Source organism: Bacillus sp. FSL M7-0307 (genome assembly GCF_038627835.1).
GTDB classification, from domain to species: Bacteria; Bacillota; Bacilli; order Bacillales; family Bacillaceae; genus Bacillus; species Bacillus altitudinis.
This window is the reverse complement of record NZ_CP152023.1, coordinates 502,094-521,084: the sequence shown is the minus strand read 5'-3', so window position 1 is coordinate 521,084 and position 18,991 is coordinate 502,094. Positions and strand designations below refer to the sequence as shown.

Sequence of the window (18,991 nt, the reverse complement as noted above, 5' to 3'; positions counted from 1 at the left end):
ACACAATCCTTGTCCATCATACGTATCGAACATTGAAGCGGTTCCGAAAGGTTTTAATCTCTTTTAAAACGGTTATTGCTTAGTAAACAATAAACAAACAAAAGAGGAGTGATCAACATGTTAGGATTTCTGATTTCATTAGTTGTGGCGATTGTCATTGGTCTCATTGGGAGTGCACTCGCTGGAGGCAGTGTGCCAGGAGGCTGGATCGGTTCAATGATTGCCGGGCTTGCAGGAGCTTGGATTGGTCATGGATTACTTGGAACGTGGGGTCCTAGTCTGGCAGGATTTGCGATCATTCCAGCGATCTTAGGAGCAGCCATTTTTGTCATTATTTTAAGCCTGATCTTCCGCAGCGTTGGATCAAGGGTTTCTTAAAAAACGATACAAAAGAAGAGGAAGTAGAGGATGCACCGCCTAAGATCAGAGGCGGTGTTTTTTATGTGTTGATTGACAAGGTATCTATTTTTTTCACTTACATATGATAAACAAACCTATTAGTTCAGATAGTTGACTTTTCATGTAGATGGGCATATGATGATTAAAAATTGCATCGAGGAAACTTTTTGTGCCAAAGCAAAACTTTGTAGAATCTAGGTGATGACATATGACAAACAAATACATCGAGGCACAAGCCCACATGTCAGTGGCAGCGGAGCGTGCACTTGAAGGAAAGGTGAAAGGATTTAGAAGGCTCCTTCCTTTTCTCGGGCCTGCTTTTATCGCAGCCATTGCCTATATTGATCCAGGAAACTTTGCGACCAACATTGCGGCTGGCTCGAAATATGGCTACCTTCTGTTATGGGTCATTCTCATATCCAATCTCATGGCCTTACTCATCCAGTCTTTGTCTGCAAAGCTTGGAATCGCAACAGGGAAAAATTTACCTGAAATTGCACGAGAAGAGTTTCCAAAACCAGTCTCGATTGGTTTATGGATTCAGGGCGAACTCGTCATTATCGCCACAGATTTAGCCGAATTTATCGGGGCTGCCCTTGGTTTATACTTACTCTTTCGTATCCCGCTGCTTGAAGCATCGATTATTGCAGCGATCGGTTCTTTTGCCATTTTAGAGCTCCAAAGACGAGGTTATCGAGCGTTAGAAGCAGGAATTACCGGCATGCTGTTTGTTATCGTGATTGCTTTCGCTGTACAAACCTTTGTGGCTAAACCTGATCTTGCAAGTGTCGCCGGTGGACTGTTCATTCCAAGGTTTGAAGGGACAGACAGCGTACTGCTTGCCGCTGGTATTTTAGGCGCTACGGTGATGCCGCATGCGATCTATCTCCATTCAGCCTTAACGCAAAGAAGAGTCGTCGGCAGAACGGAAAAAGAGAAAAAGCTGATTTTTCGTTTTGAGTTTTTAGACATCCTCATTGCGATGGTAGTTGCTGGCGCCATCAATGCCAGCATGTTGATTGTAGCAGCTGCTTTATTTTTTAAAAATGGTCTTTTTGTTGAGGATTTAGATGTAGCATTTCAGCATTTTGGAACTCTCGCAGGTCCTGTATCAGCCATCTTATTTGGTGTAGGTTTGCTTGTAGCCGGACTTTCCAGCTCTTCTGTCGGTACACTGTCAGGCGATATTATTATGCAGGGTTTTATTCAGTACCGAATTCCGCTATATGTCCGCCGGCTGATTACCATCATTCCACCTATTGCGATCATTGCATCTGGGGTCAATCCGACTTCTGCGCTTGTGATGAGTCAAGTGGTCTTATCATTTGGCATTGCGTTTGCTTTAATTCCGCTCATTTTGTTTACAAGTAAAAAACGAATTATGGGCGATTTGACGAATGCTCGCTGGGTGACAGGAATATCTTGGGTGATAGCAGCTCTTGTTGTCGCACTTAATCTGTTTTTAATTGTGGATACGTTTATGTAAAAGACAGTAATCATGCTGTCTTTTACATCGGGTTGTGGTAGAATTTCCCTTGAGAGGATGTGATCACATGTTTTTTTATCAGGATCAAGATCTATCCATGCGGCTGCTTGAACCAAGAGACGCGAGAAGTCTGTACCTGCTCATCCAACGCTCAAGAGAGCACTTACGTGAATGGATGCTATGGGTCGATTCGACGCAGACAGAAGAAGATAGCATGGCGTTTATTCAAGGTGCCATGCAGCAAGCTTTGCAAAACAATGGTTTTCAGGCTGGAATCTGGTCACATGGAGAACTCGTTGGTATCATTGGCACCCACCAAATTCATTGGATTAATCGGACGGTTTCCATTGGCTATTGGCTCGGGGAAGGCTATCAAGGAAAAGGCATCATGACAAAAGCATGCAAAGCAGTCATTCACTATTTATTTGAAGAGTGCGGTCTACACCGCATTGAAATCAGGGCCGCTGTCGATAATCAAAAAAGTAGACGCATCGCAGAGCGTTTATCTTTTTCACTTGAAGGCATTTTAAGACAATGTGAATGGCTGGGCGACCACTTTGCCGATCACTGTGTGTACGCACTTTTACAGCCTGAGTATGTGAAACAAAAAACGAATTCGATCAATCAGCCCACTTAATTGTGTCGATTGCATGAACTATTTTACAAAGTGAAGCTTTGTAGTATCCGTTGTGATTGGCATCTGATAAAATAGAAGGAAAAAATCGAGGTATGATGTATGTCTCTTATTATTTTATTTTACTTATGGATTGTCCCTTTATTATTTGGCATTTTCTTCTCATTCCTAACAAAGAAAGCCACATACAAACGCCGCTTTGTCCCATCCTATAGCATGGCAGGACTCAGCATCGTATTTCTCATTCTGGCACTCGTCTTTTCAGCCAGTCATTTTCTATTCATTTGCGGTATGTTCCTATTCGCCACAACACTTGTCGGCACAGGCATTCCTTTATTCTTGGCCTTTACAAAAACACCATCATAAAAAAGAAACCACCTTTCCATTAGGAAAAGGTGGTTTCTTTTTTATTGATGAGGCATTCGGTATGTAATAGATGCACCTTGATTTTCTTCAACCGTCTTCACAATGTCTTGCAGAATCTCTGCTGCTCGATCGCTTGAGTCATACTTGCCGAGAGTTTTTGTCCAAGAATCATTTCCCATGATCCCTTCAATTTTTTTACCCTGTACTGTGACTTCATTGACGTGGACCAGACTTTGCTGGTTTTGTGTGAAAATCCATAGCATGGCTGATTCTCCTTTTTTGTGGTGATTGGATTAGATTAACATATTATTTTAAATAGATCATAAAATTTAATCTTCAATATAGCTTTCTGCTAGATCAATATCTTGTTTCATCTCTAATTCAGGATATTTTTTATCCAACCTACGCAAACATTTAATTAATTCCTTACTTTGTAAAACTTCTGATATGTCTTCAAACACTTCACTTATCCAATATAAATCTTCTTTACTGCAACGATCTAAATATTCCAACGTTCTCTCTTCGTTTTCTCCGAGAATTTCTATTATTTCATCCCAACTCTTCTGTATACCGTAATCATCATTTAAATCTAATTTTTTTCTTTTATCTAATACTCTATTTAATGTATTTTCAATGTCCATCTTGATCCTCCACATTAAGGTTGTTTTGTAGCATCCGGAAAAATAGTTCCTACTTCTCCATTGGCTTTAATAACTCCAACTCTTACTCCTTTATATTCACCAAAGATAGCCACTCCATTTTCCACTTTAGAAAAATCAGGTGACTCAACAATTTTGGCACCCGCTGCCGCAATATCAGATTCTGTCCAGTTTTCTGGGAACCAAGATTGGTTAGAACCTGTTCGTTTTGCTTTCACCTTATGACCAGGCACATTCCCTATCCTAACACCGTTCTCATATACTTTATTTATATTATATTCTATATTATTTTCTTGTAAGAATTTTATATTGTGTTGTCCGTGTCCTCCACCCTTCATTTTTGAAATATCCCCTGTTTTAGGGTTTGTTGTGAAATCTCCTTTATTAGAATGTTTAATGCTATTTTCAGGTATTTTACTTAAACCACTTGTTTTTTTAATCCCCATCTTACCATGAAACCCTTTTGCACCAAACGGTAAAAGCATCCCCAGAGCCGCATTCATACTGGCTTCTTGCTGTTCTTTCGAGACCTTATTTCCAAACATATCTCGACCCGTAATCGCTTCGCTGAAGCCGTTGGTGGCGGTGAGACCATATAAGCCTTTTTGTGATGTTTTCAACGCATCGAAAGACTTCTGTGATGTCTTGTAAATGTCGACTGCTCTGACTGCGGCGGACGTGGCTTGAGTCGTTTTATAGACGGCTTTTCCGCCTTTGAAAATCCGGCCCACCCATCCGACGATTGGGATATATCCTGCTGCTGCCATGCCACCTGCGGCGACTCGCTGGCCTGCGGTGAGCTCTTCACCTGTGATCGGATCGACACCTGTTGCGGCACGTTTTGCATCGTTCACGCCTGTCAGTTCATTGACGATATTTCCTCCGTAATCAAGAGCTTTTTCATACCACGGACGGTTGGCGAGTGCTTCTTGTTCCTTTGCGATCTTGCGGGCTTCTTCTTGATCTTTTTTGATTTTTAGATATTCAGACGTTTGCTTCTCAATAGTGCTCAATGCGTTCGTTTTGCTTGTCTCTATCATACGATGATCCACTCAGGAAAAAAAATCCCCATTTTATCGGTTTTTTCTCGGTATGAAGGCCAATAAACACAAAAACCTTGAAAGGCATATAGCCAGTCAAAGTATGATAACAATAACATTATATTTAGAAGTAACAACTACTTCACCTACTGATTTATCTGAGAGAATATCATAATTGTTTTATATTTCTTTCTAATACAATAAGGCTATTTTAAAGTAACTCCACTCCAACTTGTTTATAAAATTTAACTTTTAACCTCTCTTCTTCGTCCACGTTCATTACCATAGCTTTTTCATCTTTTTTTATACTTGTTACATTATTAAAATCACCTGTAAATACTATAGAATCATTAAATGTAATACTTAGACTACTCGTTTGCTTATATACATCTAAAGTTAAAATCACCTTGAAATTTTGGTCATCTTTGTAAGTATAAATTAATTCTCCATCATCTATATTGCCTGTTATACTCACCGGCTCACTTTGAAAAAGTTCTAATAGATCATATTCATCATACTTAATAAACATTCGTATTCATCCTTTTATTAATTATTTCGGTATAACTGTGATAACATCGCCTGCTTCATTTATAATAACTTTAACATCCAGTGTTTCATGAACAAACGTTCCATCTATTACCGGGTATCTTTTTCGTATTCATTATAGCGTCTTCAATAACTGAAGGTGGAATATTTCTTGAATCAACATATTTTTTGATAAAATCACTAAATTCTTTTGTTTGTGGTTTAAACCCTAATTCTTCAGCTTTTTTAATTGCTCTACTTGTTAAAGTAGCTTTTACTTCAGGACTATCAGGTGCCATTCTTTCCAAAGCATGCTGAGAATAACCCTTTCCACTTATTTATATTTAACACCAACTTACGCTATTCACTTAAATAGATTTTGCAATGATGACTACACTCCGAGAGGATGCCAAGTACAGTCAATCATCAAATATAATGAAAAACTGTCCTCGATATGGCCACCGCAGATAGCTGCTATCCGGGCTCAGAATGTCCCTCTCGTATGGCCACAATCCTCAACACCTTTGTTCCGTATCCAGATACGCCATTGATACGGGAAAGGCGCGTCTCCCAATAAAAAAAGCGGACACCAACCAAGGCTCTTAGAGTGCTCAATGATCAGCGTCCGCAGGTTCTTCCTTCTGGACAAAATATTCGTTTTGCTTGTCTTAATCATACAATGATTCACACAGGAAAAAAGGTCCCCATTTTATCCCCCTTTTTGTCGGCTTTTTCTCGGTATGAAGGCCAATATACACAAAATGATCCTTGAAAGGCATTGGCCGATCAAGGATCATTTTGTTACTTCACTTTCACTGCTTCTTTCATTTCCTCTATTATTTTATTAAACCACTGTATAGGGTTTAATGAGATCGCCGGAAAATAGATTTCTGCATTATTTTCGATAAAACTTTCTTTTTCTTCAATTGTTAAAGTACCATTCAAAAAATCCTGACAATCCTTTATAGTAGATAGCAGACATTCTTTAGTAGCTTCATGAATAAACTCCTCTAACGCTTCTTCTGGTGAATCGATATCCTGATGAAATGTCCCACCTAAAAAATCTTCTAACTCCTCTAAATAACTGTAACTCTCATTCATTTTATCATCCTTCTTTCTATTTAACAGGGTATCCTGTTAAAATAAAACCACCATTCTCATCTTTTTTCAGTATAATTTTTGCATTTGTAACATTCTCAACTACTTCTGAATTTCTCGAAACACTTCTTCCAATTACCTCTCCATCACCCTTATATTTTAATGGTAATGTAGGTCTACTGTTGGGGTCGGATAACCACTTTTGTATTTTATCAACACTCTTAGGATCACCCAGAACTGAATCAGCAACTCTTTCTGCTGTCATTCTATCGTTAAAAGTAGAAGAACCCGTGATTTTAGGATTACTTTTCAGCCTTTCTAATAGTTCTTCATCTGTTTTCCCAACATGCCTCTCTATTAAGTGCCCACCTCTGGATTCATGTGTAGCTAATCCATTACCTGGAGATAAAGGATTTTTCTCACCTTTCTTGATTCCCATCTTACCATGAAACCCTTTTGCACCAAACGGTAAAAGCATCCCCAGAGCCGCATTCATACTCGCTTCCTGCTGTTCTTTCGAGACTTTATTTCCAAACATGTCTCGACCCGTAATCGCTTCGCTGAAGCCGTTGGTCGCAGTAAGACCGTATAAGCCTTTTTGTGATGTTTTCAACGCATCGAAAGACTTCTGTGATGTCTTGTAAATGTCGACGGCTCTGACTGCGGCTGACGTGGCTTGAGTCGTTTTATAAACGGCTTTACCGCCTTTGAAAATGCGTCCTGCCCAGCCGACAATCGGGATGTAGCCTGCTGCTGCCATGCCGCCTGCGGCGACTCGTTGGCCTGCGGTGAGTTCTTCTCCTGTGATCGGATCGACACCTGTTGCGGCACGTTTTGCATCGTTCACGCCTGTCAGCTCATTAACGATATTCCCGCCGTAATTAAGAGCTTTTTCATACCAAGGACGGTTGGCTAGTGCTTCTTGTTCCTTTGCGATCTCGCGGGCTTCTTCTTGATCTTTTTTGATTTTTAAATATTCAGAAGTTTGCTTCTCAATATCGCTTTTTGCCTTGTAGATTTCGCTATTTTGATACGCTTTCTTGTCAAAATTCATAGGCGAAATGGATTTTCCGTCATTTGTCGCATTCATCATTTCTGCGTACAATGCCATTGTAGCCTGCTGCTCCGTCTCTGACAAAGCATATTCATCTTTTAGATTTTGATCAAGTTCTATTAAATCTTTAACCGTTTTCTTGCGTTCATCTTCCGCATCTGCAATCTTTTCGTCAAAGGTTTTACTATCAAATACCTCCAGAGAAATGAGGTCATCAATATCTTGAAAAATCGTTTTGAGTGCTTTTTTTTGATCCTTTACAATGCTTTTGGCGTTTTTGATGCCCATATGTACAGCGTTGTCTAAAAAGTGTTCTTCTACAAAGGTATCGCCGCCAAAGTTTGTATCATCAAGCGTTCCAGAAACACCTTCATGAAAGGCTTTTTGCTTATCAATAAAGCTGATGAACATGTCCACATTTCCGGCGAGTTCTTTGTAGAAGCTTTTAATATTATCGGCACCTTTTCCAGTAAAGTCATCACCTAGATTCGCCACGCCCTGTAGCGCTTTTTTTAAATCAACCATTTCTTCACGGAGTGCCTGATAGTGTTTCGCCCTTGTATCCATGGCACTGGTTAGTGCTTTTGCATCAAGTATCTTACCCAGAAAAATCCACTCCCTCCATTATTGATCATAAAGTCTATTTTACCTTTCTCATCGAATTGGAAAAATAGGCTTTAAGTTACAAAAATCCAGTCTGTATATTTTTATACAAAAGAAAACAAGTGACAATTGAAATGTTTTTCCTTGTTCAACAAAAAAGTCAGTCCCCCTAATTGGAGGACCGACTACCTGCTGTTTAGAAAAAGCGTTTGAGGCTTTTCTTGAGTGGAGGGATATCCAGCTCACCTTTTTCAAAGAATTTTTTCAATAAATATTTACTAAAGCCTGCTGCTTGTGTGTATGTGATTTTACCAGGTAACGGTGGTTCATTGGTCACCGCAACATCAATGATCACAGGTTTATCAGCTTGAAGTGCTTGATCAAAGGCTGGTGCTAGTTCTTCATGTGATGACACCGAGATTCCTTTACCGCCGCATGCCTCTGCAAATTTTGCAAAATCAATATCTTCCAGCTCTATACCATAGTTGATGTTGCCTTTTACCTGTTGTTCATATTCAATCATACCAAGGTTGTTGTTGTTTAAGATCACAACGACAATTGGCAGTTTATATTTTACCGCCGTCACAAAATCTTGCATCACCATTGTGAAGCCTCCATCACCACAGACAGCAATGGCTTGGCGGTTTGGTTCGTTTAATTTAGCTGATATTGCGCCAGGTAAACCACAGCCCATTGTGGCAAGCCAGCTGGAAATAATGAAATCCTGCTGTTTCATTTCGAAATGACGTGCCATCCATACCGTCACATTACCGACATCAACTGAAAGAATGGCATCATCATCTACCGCTTCTTCTAATCTAGCGATGACTTGCTGCGGTTTAAGCGGTGATGTGGCAATAGATTTTTCCTTATCCATTTCTTCTCGCCACTTCATCATATGCTCTGTACAAGCTTCAAGGAAACCGCGCTGCTCTTTATATTCAATATAAGAGGTTAGTTCATGAAGACCATTTTTACTGTCACTTACAATCCCCACTTCTACTGGATATCTTTTACCTATCTGATCCGGTTTGATATCCAATTGAATGGCAGGTGTGTCTTCCGGTAAGTAATCCCTATATGGGAAGGAGGTTCCAAGCATGATTAATAAATCGCACTCTTCCATCGCTTCATATGCAGGCTTCGTCCCGATCTGACCTAGGTTCCCTAAAAAGTATGGATGCCTGTCTGGAACAACACCTTTTGCAGGAAGTGTAATGACGATCGGTGCAGCTGCCTTTTCTGCAAACGAAAGAAGCTCTTCTTTTGCATTTCTTAATCCTTTTCCTGCTAAGATGACTGGCTTCTTCGCATTGTTAATGAGTTGAGCAGCCTTTAGCAGTTGATCTTTCTTGGGCCGCACGTCTCCCTCTACGTAAAGAGGAGATGTATAAACGGGACTCCGCTTAATTTTCTGAGAAAATAAATCATCTGAGACAGTGAGAACCGCCACCCCTTTATGGGTATAAGCAGCTTTGATGGCTTGATTCAATAAGTCAGGCAGAGCTTCTGCTGTTTGTACTTGCTGATTAAAGACAGCAACATCGTCAAACATCCGCTCTAATTTGATTTCTTGAAATGCATCTCTGCCTACTTCAGTTGAGGCAACCTGCCCTGCAATCGCTAATACAGGTGCACCATCCGCTTTTGCATCGTATAGTCCATTTAATAAGTGGACAGCACCTGGCCCAGCAATTGATAAACAAACACCAAGTTTGCCTGTTAGTTTCGCATCAGCTGCTGCTGAAAGTGCTGCCACTTCTTCATGTCTTGTTTGTATAAATTGAATTTTGCTTGATTCATGCCTTAGTTCTTCGATTAATTCGTTAATACTGTCGCCGGGCATTCCATAAATATGTTTCACGCCCCACTCTTCCAGTAGCGCTGTTACTTCTTTTCCTGCGGTTCTTTGCGGCATGTGAGAAAACTCCTTTTTTCTTACTCCATACCACCGCACCCTTTTGATCAAACGTTTCAACTTGCTCTTGCTACTTTTTAAAGTGATATGGAAGAGTGGCGACAACAATATCCCGTTTCCATAATAAACGGAATCTTAATAAGAAAGCAGATTGATTATGCAAAATGGTGTGCCATCTTTTTTTCGGAATAAATTGAGGGACGAGCACCATCACTCTATATTGATGTGCATTTGCTTTCGCTTCAATCGTTTCAAGAAATTTATCAAGCGGGTGAATGAGACTTCGATAAGACGAATGTAAAATCACAAGACGCACATCACTATTCAGCTTTTCCCAATCAGCTTCAATTTTCTTGTCTTTCTCTTTATCAAACGATACATGAACCGCTATGACCTGGTCTGATAAGGATTTTGCATATTGCACAGATTGTTCGACGACACGTGTGACACCTGCTATTGGGACGATGACCACATTTCCTTTGATTTCGACAGGCTCGGTTTCATTCAATAAACGCAATTGTTCTCCAACAGACAGATAATGTTTCTTAATAGAATGAAAAATAAATAGAACAATTGGCATGAAAACAAATACTGGCCATACAAGGTGAAACTTGGTCAAAATGAGAATCATGAAAACCGTAAATGAAATAAGTGCTCCCACGATATTGATAGGCATTTTCACTTTCCATCCCTGTGGTTTTTCACGAATCCACTTTACACACATACCTGTCTGAGACAAGGTAAATGGAATAAACACACCGACAGCATAAAGTGGAATGAGGTGTTCCGTTTTCCCATCAAATAGCCAAATGAGCAGCATAGAAGCTACACCTAAAAAGATAATACCATTGGAATAACCAAGCCGATCTCCTCTCACTGTAAACATGCGCGGCATATATTTATCTTTTGCTAAGTTGACAGCCAATAATGGAAAAGCTGAAAAGCCTGTGTTTGCCGCTAATATTAAAATTAAAGCTGTGACAGCCTGAATGACATAGTAGAAAAATGTCCGTCCAAATGTGTCTGATGCAATTTGTGACACAACCGTTTCTTCTGGCTTTGGCGAGATGCCAAAACCAAACGCAAGCAATGTCACTCCTACAAATAGAACGGCCAGTAATCCCCCCATCATCAATAAAGTTCTCGCTGCATTTTGTGCAGCTGGTTTTTTAAAGGATGGAATTGTATTAGAAATCGCTTCAACACCAGTTAAAGCAGAACAGCCAGACGAAAATGCCTTTAATAAAAGAAATAACGTGATGCCTGATACATGTGTGCCAAATGCTGTATGTTCAGGTGCTGGCGGCACTTGCCCTGTTAATAGTTTAAACCCGCCCACTCCAATTAAAATGAGCAATGAAAAGACAAATAGGTACACAGGATAAGCCAAAATAGATGCCGACTCTGTCAGTCCACGAAGGTTTAACACCATAATCACTAGAACTAATACGATTGAAATCATGACATGATATGGATATAGAGCTGGAAAAGCCGATGTGATCGCATCGGTCCCAGCAGAAATGCTCACTGCTACGGTTAAAATGTAATCGACGAGTAATGATCCACCAGCAACCAGCCCTGGTTTTTCACCTAAGTTTCTGCTGGAGACGACATACGCCCCGCCGCCTTCTGGATAAGCATAAATAATCTGGCGGTAAGATAGAATTAACGCCATTAAAAGAATTAATACACAACCTGCAATCGGGAGTGAGTACCAAAACGCTGCCGCACTGACAACTGATAGAACAATCAAGATTTGTTCTGTACCGTATGCGACTGACGACAATGCGTCTGATGACAATAATGCCAAAGCTTTGATTTTTGATAGTTTTTGTTCTCCTGCTGCCTGTGATTTTAATGGTTTACCAATTAAAATACGCTTCATCAAACTGTACATGTGTTGCCCGCTCCTTTAGTGTCAAACGATTTGAGTTACAAAATTTTGGATCGCCAAAAAGACACAGAGGCAATAGAATGCCCCTGTGCCTATTGTTTAGATCACAGGTTGGTCTTTGCTCTCTTTAACGCTTACGAGGTTAGCTGACGGATTCGGGCGCATGAGATTTTGCCCTACCTTAAAAGGATTCACCCCACGTGGTGTTTTATACCACCACAATTGGTTCCCCCGCTCATCGAAATGATTCAGCGATTGGTCTTTTATAAAAGAGATCATACTCCCGTTTGACACCAAAGTAAAGAGATTTTTTCAAGGTCTTTTGATCGTTTAGAACTCAGTCTTTTTACGGTTTTTTCGTACGAAATAGACAATCATCACAAGCACAAAAAGGATGAGTGCAGCGATACACGCAAAGTAAATCCAAGACTCGCTGCTGCTTTGTTTTTCACTTGTTTTCAGACTGCTCGATGTGCTGCTGACGGATTGATGATTAGAAAACACGCCTTTGTTTTTACTCTCTATTGCAACTGTTGCTTTTTCTGTATTTGTTTGAAGAAATTGCATCACTTCATTTGACACGTTAGCTTCAGCTGCAGTCATTCCTGAAAAGACTGTCATTGTCTGTTCTTTATTCCAAACAGATGGCTGTGTCCATACAATTCGAGCCGTTGTTTCGTTGATCATGCCGAAAGAAGATACATCATACTGATCCTTTTTCACCGGAACAACGAGATCGGCTGCGTTTTCTTTCAGAAGAGAGAATGTTTGAATGCCTCCGATGAAAATGAGAGGGTGATTTTTCAATTGTTCATTTGTGACTTGAGAAGCTTTCATTAAATGATATTGAGCTACTTCTGGCTGACTAAAAGATTCCGTCAACATGGCCATTTGATTGATTGTTTCACGTTTGATTTGATCTGGTATGATGATCAATGTATTTTTCGACGTGAACGGGAGCGGCCATGCGGCTAAATCTGGCTTTTCACTCGTTGTTCCTTCTGGTATTTGTAAAGTGCTATTTTTGTCAATGAATATCCAGCCTTCTTCATCCGTATGTCTGCAGGATTCCATGTTTTTAAAACCACTTGTGACAAATTGCAAATCAATATATTCATTTTTTTGAAGTACCTTTGAATCTACTGGAATCGAGACATGATAGAATCCATTCGCATCTTTGTTGCCTAGTTTTGTTAAAGGTACGTCGTGCGGTTCGTCATTGATCATAACAGTTAACCGTTCTGTTTTGCTTGCTGCTGTATCAGATTTTTTGAATGAAAGATTGAGCTTTGCACCTGATTTTTGGTTAGCCAGTAGCGCTTTCGGATAATAGTAGTGGTCGGATGCCGTCTTGTTGGTCCCAACCGTGACATCATCTCCGCCAAAATCTTTCAAAGGAATCTTGTGAGATGGTTTAGACGTTTGAGCTGCAGTCTTTTGAATCAGTAAGTCCGTTCCAGTCAGTTGACCCGTTAATTCTGACTGAGTCAGAACATTGATTTTTTCAGCAATTGTCACAGGTTTTTCCGCTGTCACAAATAAAATAGGCTGTTCTGTTTTCTTTGCTGTCAAAGTTCTCATCGCTAACGTAAGATGACTGCTTTTTGTTTTAATTCCTGCAGCTTGTTCAATCGTTTTCAATCGTCCATCCCAGCTTCCTTTAGCTCCCACAGCAATCGTTGGGTGCGTCACTTGCTTGATGTCCTTTTCTTGGATAAGTTTGATCTCTTTTTGGCGATCTTTGTTTTTCAACGTACGGTATACTTTGATGGCTGCTTCTAATTCAGCTCCATCCGGTGAATTAGGAATGACAATGTCTGTCTGTTCTTTCTGATCACCCGTTTGAATAAAAGGTGATGGAAAGTTGTCTAATGCGAGGTCTTTCTTTTGAATTCCTTTGAATACAAGTTCACTTTCAGGATACACTTTTAGCCAATTGGCAGGTGTCTCTTGGTTGATACACACGCCTTCTTTTAAAACACCATAAAATGTGACCTGAATGCGATGAGTACCTTTTTTCAATTGTGCTTTGTTCAACTTGATTTGAATCGACTTCTTCTGGTTTTTCCCTGATACAGGGATGGTCTTTTCGATCTCTCCATCAATCATAACAGTGAATGAAGAAGGTGAAATCAATAATGGTGAAGCCTCTATATTTAACGTCAATGTGCTTGACTCTGTTTTTTCCTGATCCACTTGATAGGTAAATTCAGTGCGGTCTTCTTGTCCATATAAGGTCACTACGTCTTCTGATAGATGCTGCGTTTTTGTTTTGCTTTCTTTTGAAGAATGAACCCAATCATCTTTGACTTGAACTCGGTTGGATTGCGCCATTGCTTGACCTGCCATGAAAAAAGGCTGGATCGCTAAGGATAATCCTAATATATAAATCAACCATTTTAACGATTTCAATATGTCACCCGCTTTTCTTTTGTTGTTGATTGTAACGCTCGGTTTTGTACCATTTCACTTCTTGTTTCAATAATCGGCTTTTCGCCTCTACACATAAGGAGTACACAACAAGCGCAATCCATACTTGGGAATAGGTAAAGTACATGAGAATCACAATGAGAATGTTTTGTTTGGTCAGCTCTGTTTTCTCTATGCTTAACGTAATCATCACTTCTGTTAAAAAGAGGAAGAAGGCTAAGCCCCATAGAATGAGTGCCACAGCTCCCACAGATAAGTGAAGATCAACGAATAAGTTTACGATAAAAATGCCATTGGAGAGCAGTACACCAAAGAAAAATAAGAAATACGTAAAGAAAAAATAAAATAAATCGAAAATCATTCGTTTTCGTTTTAATTTCATAAACTGCCTTAAAAATTTAAGCACAACATATTGGTTGCCTCTAGCCCAGCGTGTTCTCTGCCGCCACCAGACTTTCCATGTTTCAGGCTCTTGTTCCCATGTAATCGCAGCAGGAAAGAACCGAATCACATAGCCAAGGTTATACACACGAATCGTTAATTCAGTGTCTTCAGCTAGTGCATGGACATCCCAGCCGCCAAGCTCTTCTAAAATGTGCCGGCGGATCGCAAAGTTGGTGCCTGGTATTGTCGCAATGCCAAACCATTTCCATCTCCCGCCTTGCGCCATCCACTGGAAGCAGATCGTTTCTATGTTAATGAATTTTGTCAGGAGGTTTTTGGCTGCATTAATGACCCTGAATTTCCCGACAACAGCACCTGCTTTAGGATCATTCAATAATCCAAGAACCAAATGGTAGACGGCTTTCTTTTCAGGCATATTATCTGCATCGTATACACAAATAACGTCTCCTGTCGAAGCCTTTAAGCCTTCATTCAGTGCAGTAGATTTCCCCTTCCCTGCAAATGGCGGCTTTGTTTCAATCATATGAACATGATCGTATTGCTCACTAAATGATTGCACAATCTCCCCTGTACAATCAGAGGAATTGTCATTAATCACAATGATTTCAAGAAGGTGTTTGGGATAGGATAACTGGACCATGGCTTTTAGCGTCTGCCGAATGACCACTTCTTCATTATGTGCTGGAATGAGAATGCTGACGGTCGGCAGATCTTTCCCTTGTTTCGTCCATTTAGGCAGCACTTTTTCGTAAGTTAAATAGTGCTGAAAGCCTCCCTGCATCAGAAACATATGATATAGGAGCATGATCCAAATCAGTATTAATGATAGGTAAAATAAGATATCAGCCACCTGATTTTCTCTCCTTAAAGATCCGTTTTTTCATCGTCAGCCTTAAATACAATGTGTAAAAAGCAAATGCCACAATAAAGAGCAGCACCACCATTGTGAGCATTCGAAGCATATTTTCCATCCCGCTTCGTTTGTTTGTTTTTGGTTCAGCTATATTGGATTGCTCTATTTGAATATGTCCATTTCCTGTTGTTTTGATCTGGACATTCTGAGTTTGAACAGTCTGTTTTGTTTTCTTTAAATCTAGCCATTCACTAGAAGGGATCGCATCCATTTGTGTGATTAACTCTTGCAGCCCATCTATCCCCGCTTCCACATCATAGGACAGCCCAATGGCGGCGGATTGGATATGCTGCATGGATTGAATTGTCTGCTCAGCCAGTATGTTTGCACCTTCTTGGTCAGACGCTGTATCTATAGACTGTTCAGGATATAAAGTCATGCCATGAAGCATGGCGGGTGTCGACAAAAACGGTGATGCACTTCTTGTTTTCCATGTACGGTCTGAGAGCTGCACCTGTCCAAATAGACTGGACACATGGTGGGAAATCACTTCATAGCCTTGCAGGGATATGGCGTCATTTGGTACTTCAAATGCAAGCGGGTATAATCCCTGCTGCGCGAGCAGTTCAATGCCTTTTGTCAGCTTTTCTTCTGTATAGATGGCTTCTTGATGTTGATTGGATTTGATATACGCATTAAAATCTTTTTCATTCGGAAAAAAGCTTTTGTTCAGCTGCTGATCAGCTTTCTCTGGTTCATTTGACGTAACGGGCTGATCGTACTTTACATCCCAAAATTCAAAGCCTTTACCCGACTCCTCCGTTCGATACGTACGGCTAAACCCATGAAGAACGACACTAGCTCCATTGCTTTGCAATTGTTTTAACACGTGGACAAGTTTAGGCCGGTCACTCAGCGTCACTTCATCCCCTGTTGCTGGATCAATCCATATAGGGGTCACCGCCAGCAGAAAAGGGATATGGCGAGCTGTTACGTATCGCCCAAGTTCAAGTAACTTCTTCTCATCCGTGACGGGGTTAATCTTCCCAAGCTGTAAGTACTTTGTCTTCGTCTGACTAGAAGCCGGCAGGAGAAGACTTTCAAGCACCTCTGCAAGAAGCTTGTCGTGCTGAAGCATATTTAGCATTCCGATATATGCCGCACCTTCTTTTGTTTGAATCACAAATGGCTGCTCAGCTTGATTTTTCTTCATTAAGAATTTACGTTGCAGATCTGTCCCTTGAACCGCCTGAGCTGTGATTCCTCTCTCTAGCTGACGGTATTCTTGATCATCAGTATCTTTGATTTGACTGATGTGATCTTGTTTGTGAAAAGTAAGCTTGGAGAATGGGCGAAGCTGTTCCGCATTGTATCCTATTGCGATTAAACGTTTTGATTCGTTTATGAGACGTACGGTTTGTGCTTTCAACGTTCTCTTTTCTTCACCTATATAGATAACTTGCTGAAAGTCATTGAGGTTCTTTTCAGTTATTTGTTCATCAGATAAAATGGTCGTTCGTGTGGAAAAATGCCCCACAAGTACATCAAGCATATGAACAGTTGGAGTTGCCTCACCTGATTGTGTGGAATAGACGATGAGGGTCCTGGACTCTTTCTCAAGTGCACCGGCTGATGTACTGTCTTTGATCGAAAGCATAGAGAAAAGAACGAATAACAAACAACATTTCGTCAAAACATTAAAGTTCATTCATCATCATCTCGTTTTCTAGTTCTTCTAAAAATTGCTCTGGTGTCCGATAATCAGAGCTGCTTGTTAAATGACAGACATGAAAAGTTAAGGTCACTTCACGACCATTTAGCAGGACATGCGTTTGCAGTTTATCCTTTAGCTTTTCAAGAACGATCGAGACGTTTTCTGCAGGTGTGTGAGTGAGCAGCAGCCCGATTCGTTCTTCGGATAATCGAAATTTCTTATCGGTTTCTCTCACACTTTCGCGAATCTTCATACTGAGTTGCTGGAAAAGATGCTGCATTTCTTTTTCTCCATATAATGTTTTGAATTCCGATGAGTAGTGCATATGAAGAAGGATAAAGACGAATGGCTGTTTGTATCGTTCTGCTCGTTTCATTTCCTCAGACAATTCGAGCCTCATCCGCTCTGCATTGTCAAAGCCTGTGGTTGAGTCAATCGCTACAAATTGTTTGATGGCCCTCTTTTGTTGTTCAATGGTGTAACGCATCGTTTTTATTCGCTCATGCACGTTTCCAGCAGAAATAGCAAAAAAGAGAAGCGCCACGCCCCATATCACGACATCTTGCAACGTTTGATTAGAAAAGAGTGAATTTGTGTGACCAAGCTCTGTAAAGAACATCCCGCTTCCTATAAAGAACAAAATCAACAAAGTAAAAACCAATGCTGGCAAAATACCAAATAAAATGCCGCATCCTATCACGACAAATGTGAGTGTGATGATCATGACACTCTCCGCATCACGTCCATTCAAGTAGCCCATAAATAAAATGAGTCCCGCAAACGTGAGGAGCAGCGTAAAATACGTGCGATAGGTGTTACTGAATAACCTTTTCATTTAGAAGCTCCCTTTCTGCAATTAGAGGCAATAAATTATCAAATGAGTGTGTATCTTTTTCGTTCATATAGCCTCCGTAATAAGGCTTGAGAGGATCTTGGATTTGCAGCTCTTTCATTCGGTGATAGACGTCTTTTGCAAAATCATCTTCTCCTTGTTTGAGTGCATATAAGATCACCAGTGCATAGACTGAAGGCGATTCATACGTCACTGCTGGCTGCAATGTGCTCAGCTTATATCGTCCGTACAGTTTTCCTTCCTTTTGGAAGTTGGTTTTCAGCCATTTCATGATGACTGATGTATCAACCTGTGCACGTTCAGCATAAAGAGCCGTATAAAGCTGGTCGATCAAGTTGATTTCCTGATCAAATGAGTAGACTTTCTTCACTATGTCATAGGATTTTGGAAAAAATCCTTTTTGTCTCGGTGCATTTTGTAGAATGGCCAATTGGTTGTTCATCATTTGTTCTGTGAATAGGTGGAGGGATACTAGTTCTTTGATTGCTTTTGGGTCAAGATATGAAAGTGTGATTGTGTGTGAAGTTTGCTTTGTCGATGCATCATAATAGTCGGTCAACATACCCTTGAACATGTTTTTGTCTTTTAACGCTTTTGCGATTTTTTTGGCTGTGGTTTGATACACTGACTTCTGCCACAATTGATCTGCTTTTTGAAGCGCTGTTACTACACGTAAGTCATCGACTAAAGCATTGACTTTGCTTTTTTGATGAGATTCGATTTGCCAGCTAAGAAGATCATGTTCCAGTAAGAATTGAGTGCGCAGGACGTCTACCTGTTGATCAAAAGATGTTTGATCTTTTTTTCTAACAAGATAATCCATCCAAAGTCCGAGCGATTCTGATAAGTAAGTAGGCTGTTCCGCAAGCGAGGTTCGAATCATGCCTTGGTCTGTCATTAAGTGGTGAGTCATAAAGTACTCTCCTGACAATACTGGCTTTGCAGGTTCTGGTTGAGCTGAATGTTGCTGCTGTTTCCAGGTACATCCACCTAGTAGAATGACAATGAGTATAGCGATAGCTGTACGATGTATGGGTGTATCCATTCGTGTCCCCTTTCA

17 protein-coding genes, 1 pseudogene and 1 riboswitch are annotated in these 18,991 nt (G+C 40.5%); of the genes and pseudogenes, 4 read left to right on the top strand and 14 right to left on the bottom strand.

All coding sequences use genetic code 11. From position 1 onward, the window contains the following. Window positions 1–117: 117 nt before the first annotated feature. The 4 genes from MHI41_RS02485 to MHI41_RS02470 all read left to right on the top strand — a co-directional run bounded on the left by MHI41_RS02485 (window position 118) and on the right by MHI41_RS02470 (window position 2,885). Window positions 118–378 (top strand): GlsB/YeaQ/YmgE family stress response membrane protein, encoded by a 261-nt coding sequence (locus tag MHI41_RS02485; RefSeq protein WP_003214275.1) that lies wholly within the window; start codon window positions 118–120, stop codon window positions 376–378. Window positions 379–607: 229 nt separating this feature from the next. Next, the gene (locus MHI41_RS02480; protein ID WP_283933322.1) at window positions 608–1,885 is read left to right on the top strand and encodes an Nramp family divalent metal transporter; all 1,278 of its coding nucleotides are present in this window, start codon (window positions 608–610) and stop codon (window positions 1,883–1,885) included. 67 nt (window positions 1,886–1,952) lie between these two features. Continuing rightward, a complete protein-coding gene (locus MHI41_RS02475; protein WP_017358408.1) occupies window positions 1,953–2,522 on the top strand; it encodes a GNAT family protein in 570 nt (189 codons plus the stop codon). A 99-nt stretch (window positions 2,523–2,621) separates the two neighbouring features. Continuing rightward, complete coding sequence (locus MHI41_RS02470; RefSeq protein ID WP_008346966.1) at window positions 2,622–2,885, top strand: hypothetical protein; 264 nt, start codon at window positions 2,622–2,624, stop codon at window positions 2,883–2,885. Window positions 2,886–2,926: 41 nt separating this feature from the next. On the opposite strand, the gene MHI41_RS02465 is transcribed toward MHI41_RS02470, so the two are convergent. From MHI41_RS02465 to MHI41_RS02400, 14 genes and pseudogenes are all read right to left on the bottom strand, one after another. Next, window positions 2,927–3,148: a hypothetical protein gene (locus MHI41_RS02465; protein WP_017358410.1), complete on the bottom strand. Its 222-nt coding sequence runs from the start codon at window positions 3,146–3,148 to the stop codon at window positions 2,927–2,929. 66 nt (window positions 3,149–3,214) lie between these two features. Beyond that, entirely contained in the window at window positions 3,215–3,526 is a 312-nt protein-coding gene (locus MHI41_RS02460) for a hypothetical protein (RefSeq protein ID WP_017358411.1), read from the bottom strand. Window positions 3,527–3,540: 14 nt separating this feature from the next. After that, window positions 3,541–4,548 (bottom strand): annotated as a pseudogene (locus MHI41_RS02455) (pre-toxin TG domain-containing protein); the annotation flags it as partial. Window positions 4,549–4,795: 247 nt separating this feature from the next. Beyond that, window positions 4,796–5,113 (bottom strand): hypothetical protein, encoded by a 318-nt coding sequence (locus MHI41_RS02450; RefSeq protein WP_017359949.1) that lies wholly within the window; start codon window positions 5,111–5,113, stop codon window positions 4,796–4,798. Between the two features lie 85 nt (window positions 5,114–5,198). Further along, window positions 5,199–5,408, bottom strand: coding sequence for a hypothetical protein (locus MHI41_RS02445; RefSeq protein WP_282834119.1), 210 nt, complete (start codon window positions 5,406–5,408; stop codon window positions 5,199–5,201). A 502-nt stretch (window positions 5,409–5,910) separates the two neighbouring features. Further along, window positions 5,911–6,210, bottom strand: a complete 300-nt coding sequence (locus tag MHI41_RS02440; protein WP_048002367.1) for a contact-dependent growth inhibition system immunity protein — start codon at window positions 6,208–6,210, stop codon at window positions 5,911–5,913. A gap of 16 nt (window positions 6,211–6,226) precedes the next feature. Further along, on the bottom strand, window positions 6,227–7,867 hold the full coding sequence (locus MHI41_RS02435) for a T7SS effector LXG polymorphic toxin (protein WP_282834142.1): 1,641 nt from the start codon (window positions 7,865–7,867) through the stop codon (window positions 6,227–6,229). 193 nt (window positions 7,868–8,060) lie between these two features. After that, window positions 8,061–9,782 carry a pyruvate oxidase gene (locus MHI41_RS02430; RefSeq protein WP_224559245.1) on the bottom strand — a complete coding sequence of 574 codons (1,722 nt, stop codon included), beginning with the start codon at window positions 9,780–9,782 and terminating at the stop codon, window positions 8,061–8,063. A 70-nt stretch (window positions 9,783–9,852) separates the two neighbouring features. Continuing rightward, a complete protein-coding gene (locus MHI41_RS02425; RefSeq protein ID WP_007498061.1) occupies window positions 9,853–11,679 on the bottom strand; it encodes an APC family permease in 1,827 nt (608 codons plus the stop codon). A gap of 113 nt (window positions 11,680–11,792) precedes the next feature. Beyond that, window positions 11,793–11,940, bottom strand: a riboswitch (cyclic di-AMP (ydaO/yuaA leader). Window positions 11,941–12,006: 66 nt separating this feature from the next. Further along, on the bottom strand, window positions 12,007–14,088 hold the full coding sequence (locus MHI41_RS02420; RefSeq protein WP_342494512.1) for a cellulose biosynthesis cyclic di-GMP-binding regulatory protein BcsB: 2,082 nt from the start codon (window positions 14,086–14,088) through the stop codon (window positions 12,007–12,009). Between the two features lie 4 nt (window positions 14,089–14,092). Further along, window positions 14,093–15,361, bottom strand: a complete 1,269-nt coding sequence (locus MHI41_RS02415; protein ID WP_019743136.1) for a glycosyltransferase family 2 protein — start codon at window positions 15,359–15,361, stop codon at window positions 14,093–14,095. Beyond that, window positions 15,354–17,072, bottom strand: a complete 1,719-nt coding sequence (locus tag MHI41_RS02410; RefSeq protein WP_342494511.1) for a DUF2334 domain-containing protein — start codon at window positions 17,070–17,072, stop codon at window positions 15,354–15,356. Before MHI41_RS02410 ends, MHI41_RS02415 begins: the two co-directional genes overlap by 8 nt. Continuing rightward, a complete protein-coding gene (locus MHI41_RS02405; protein ID WP_342494510.1) occupies window positions 17,062–17,913 on the bottom strand; it encodes a GGDEF domain-containing protein in 852 nt (283 codons plus the stop codon). Before MHI41_RS02405 ends, MHI41_RS02410 begins: the two co-directional genes overlap by 11 nt. Continuing rightward, a complete protein-coding gene (locus MHI41_RS02400) occupies window positions 17,894–18,976 on the bottom strand; it encodes a glycosyl hydrolase family 8 (RefSeq protein WP_342494509.1) in 1,083 nt (360 codons plus the stop codon). The genes MHI41_RS02405 and MHI41_RS02400 overlap by 20 nt, the downstream gene beginning before the upstream one ends. Window positions 18,977–18,991 lie beyond the last annotated feature (15 nt).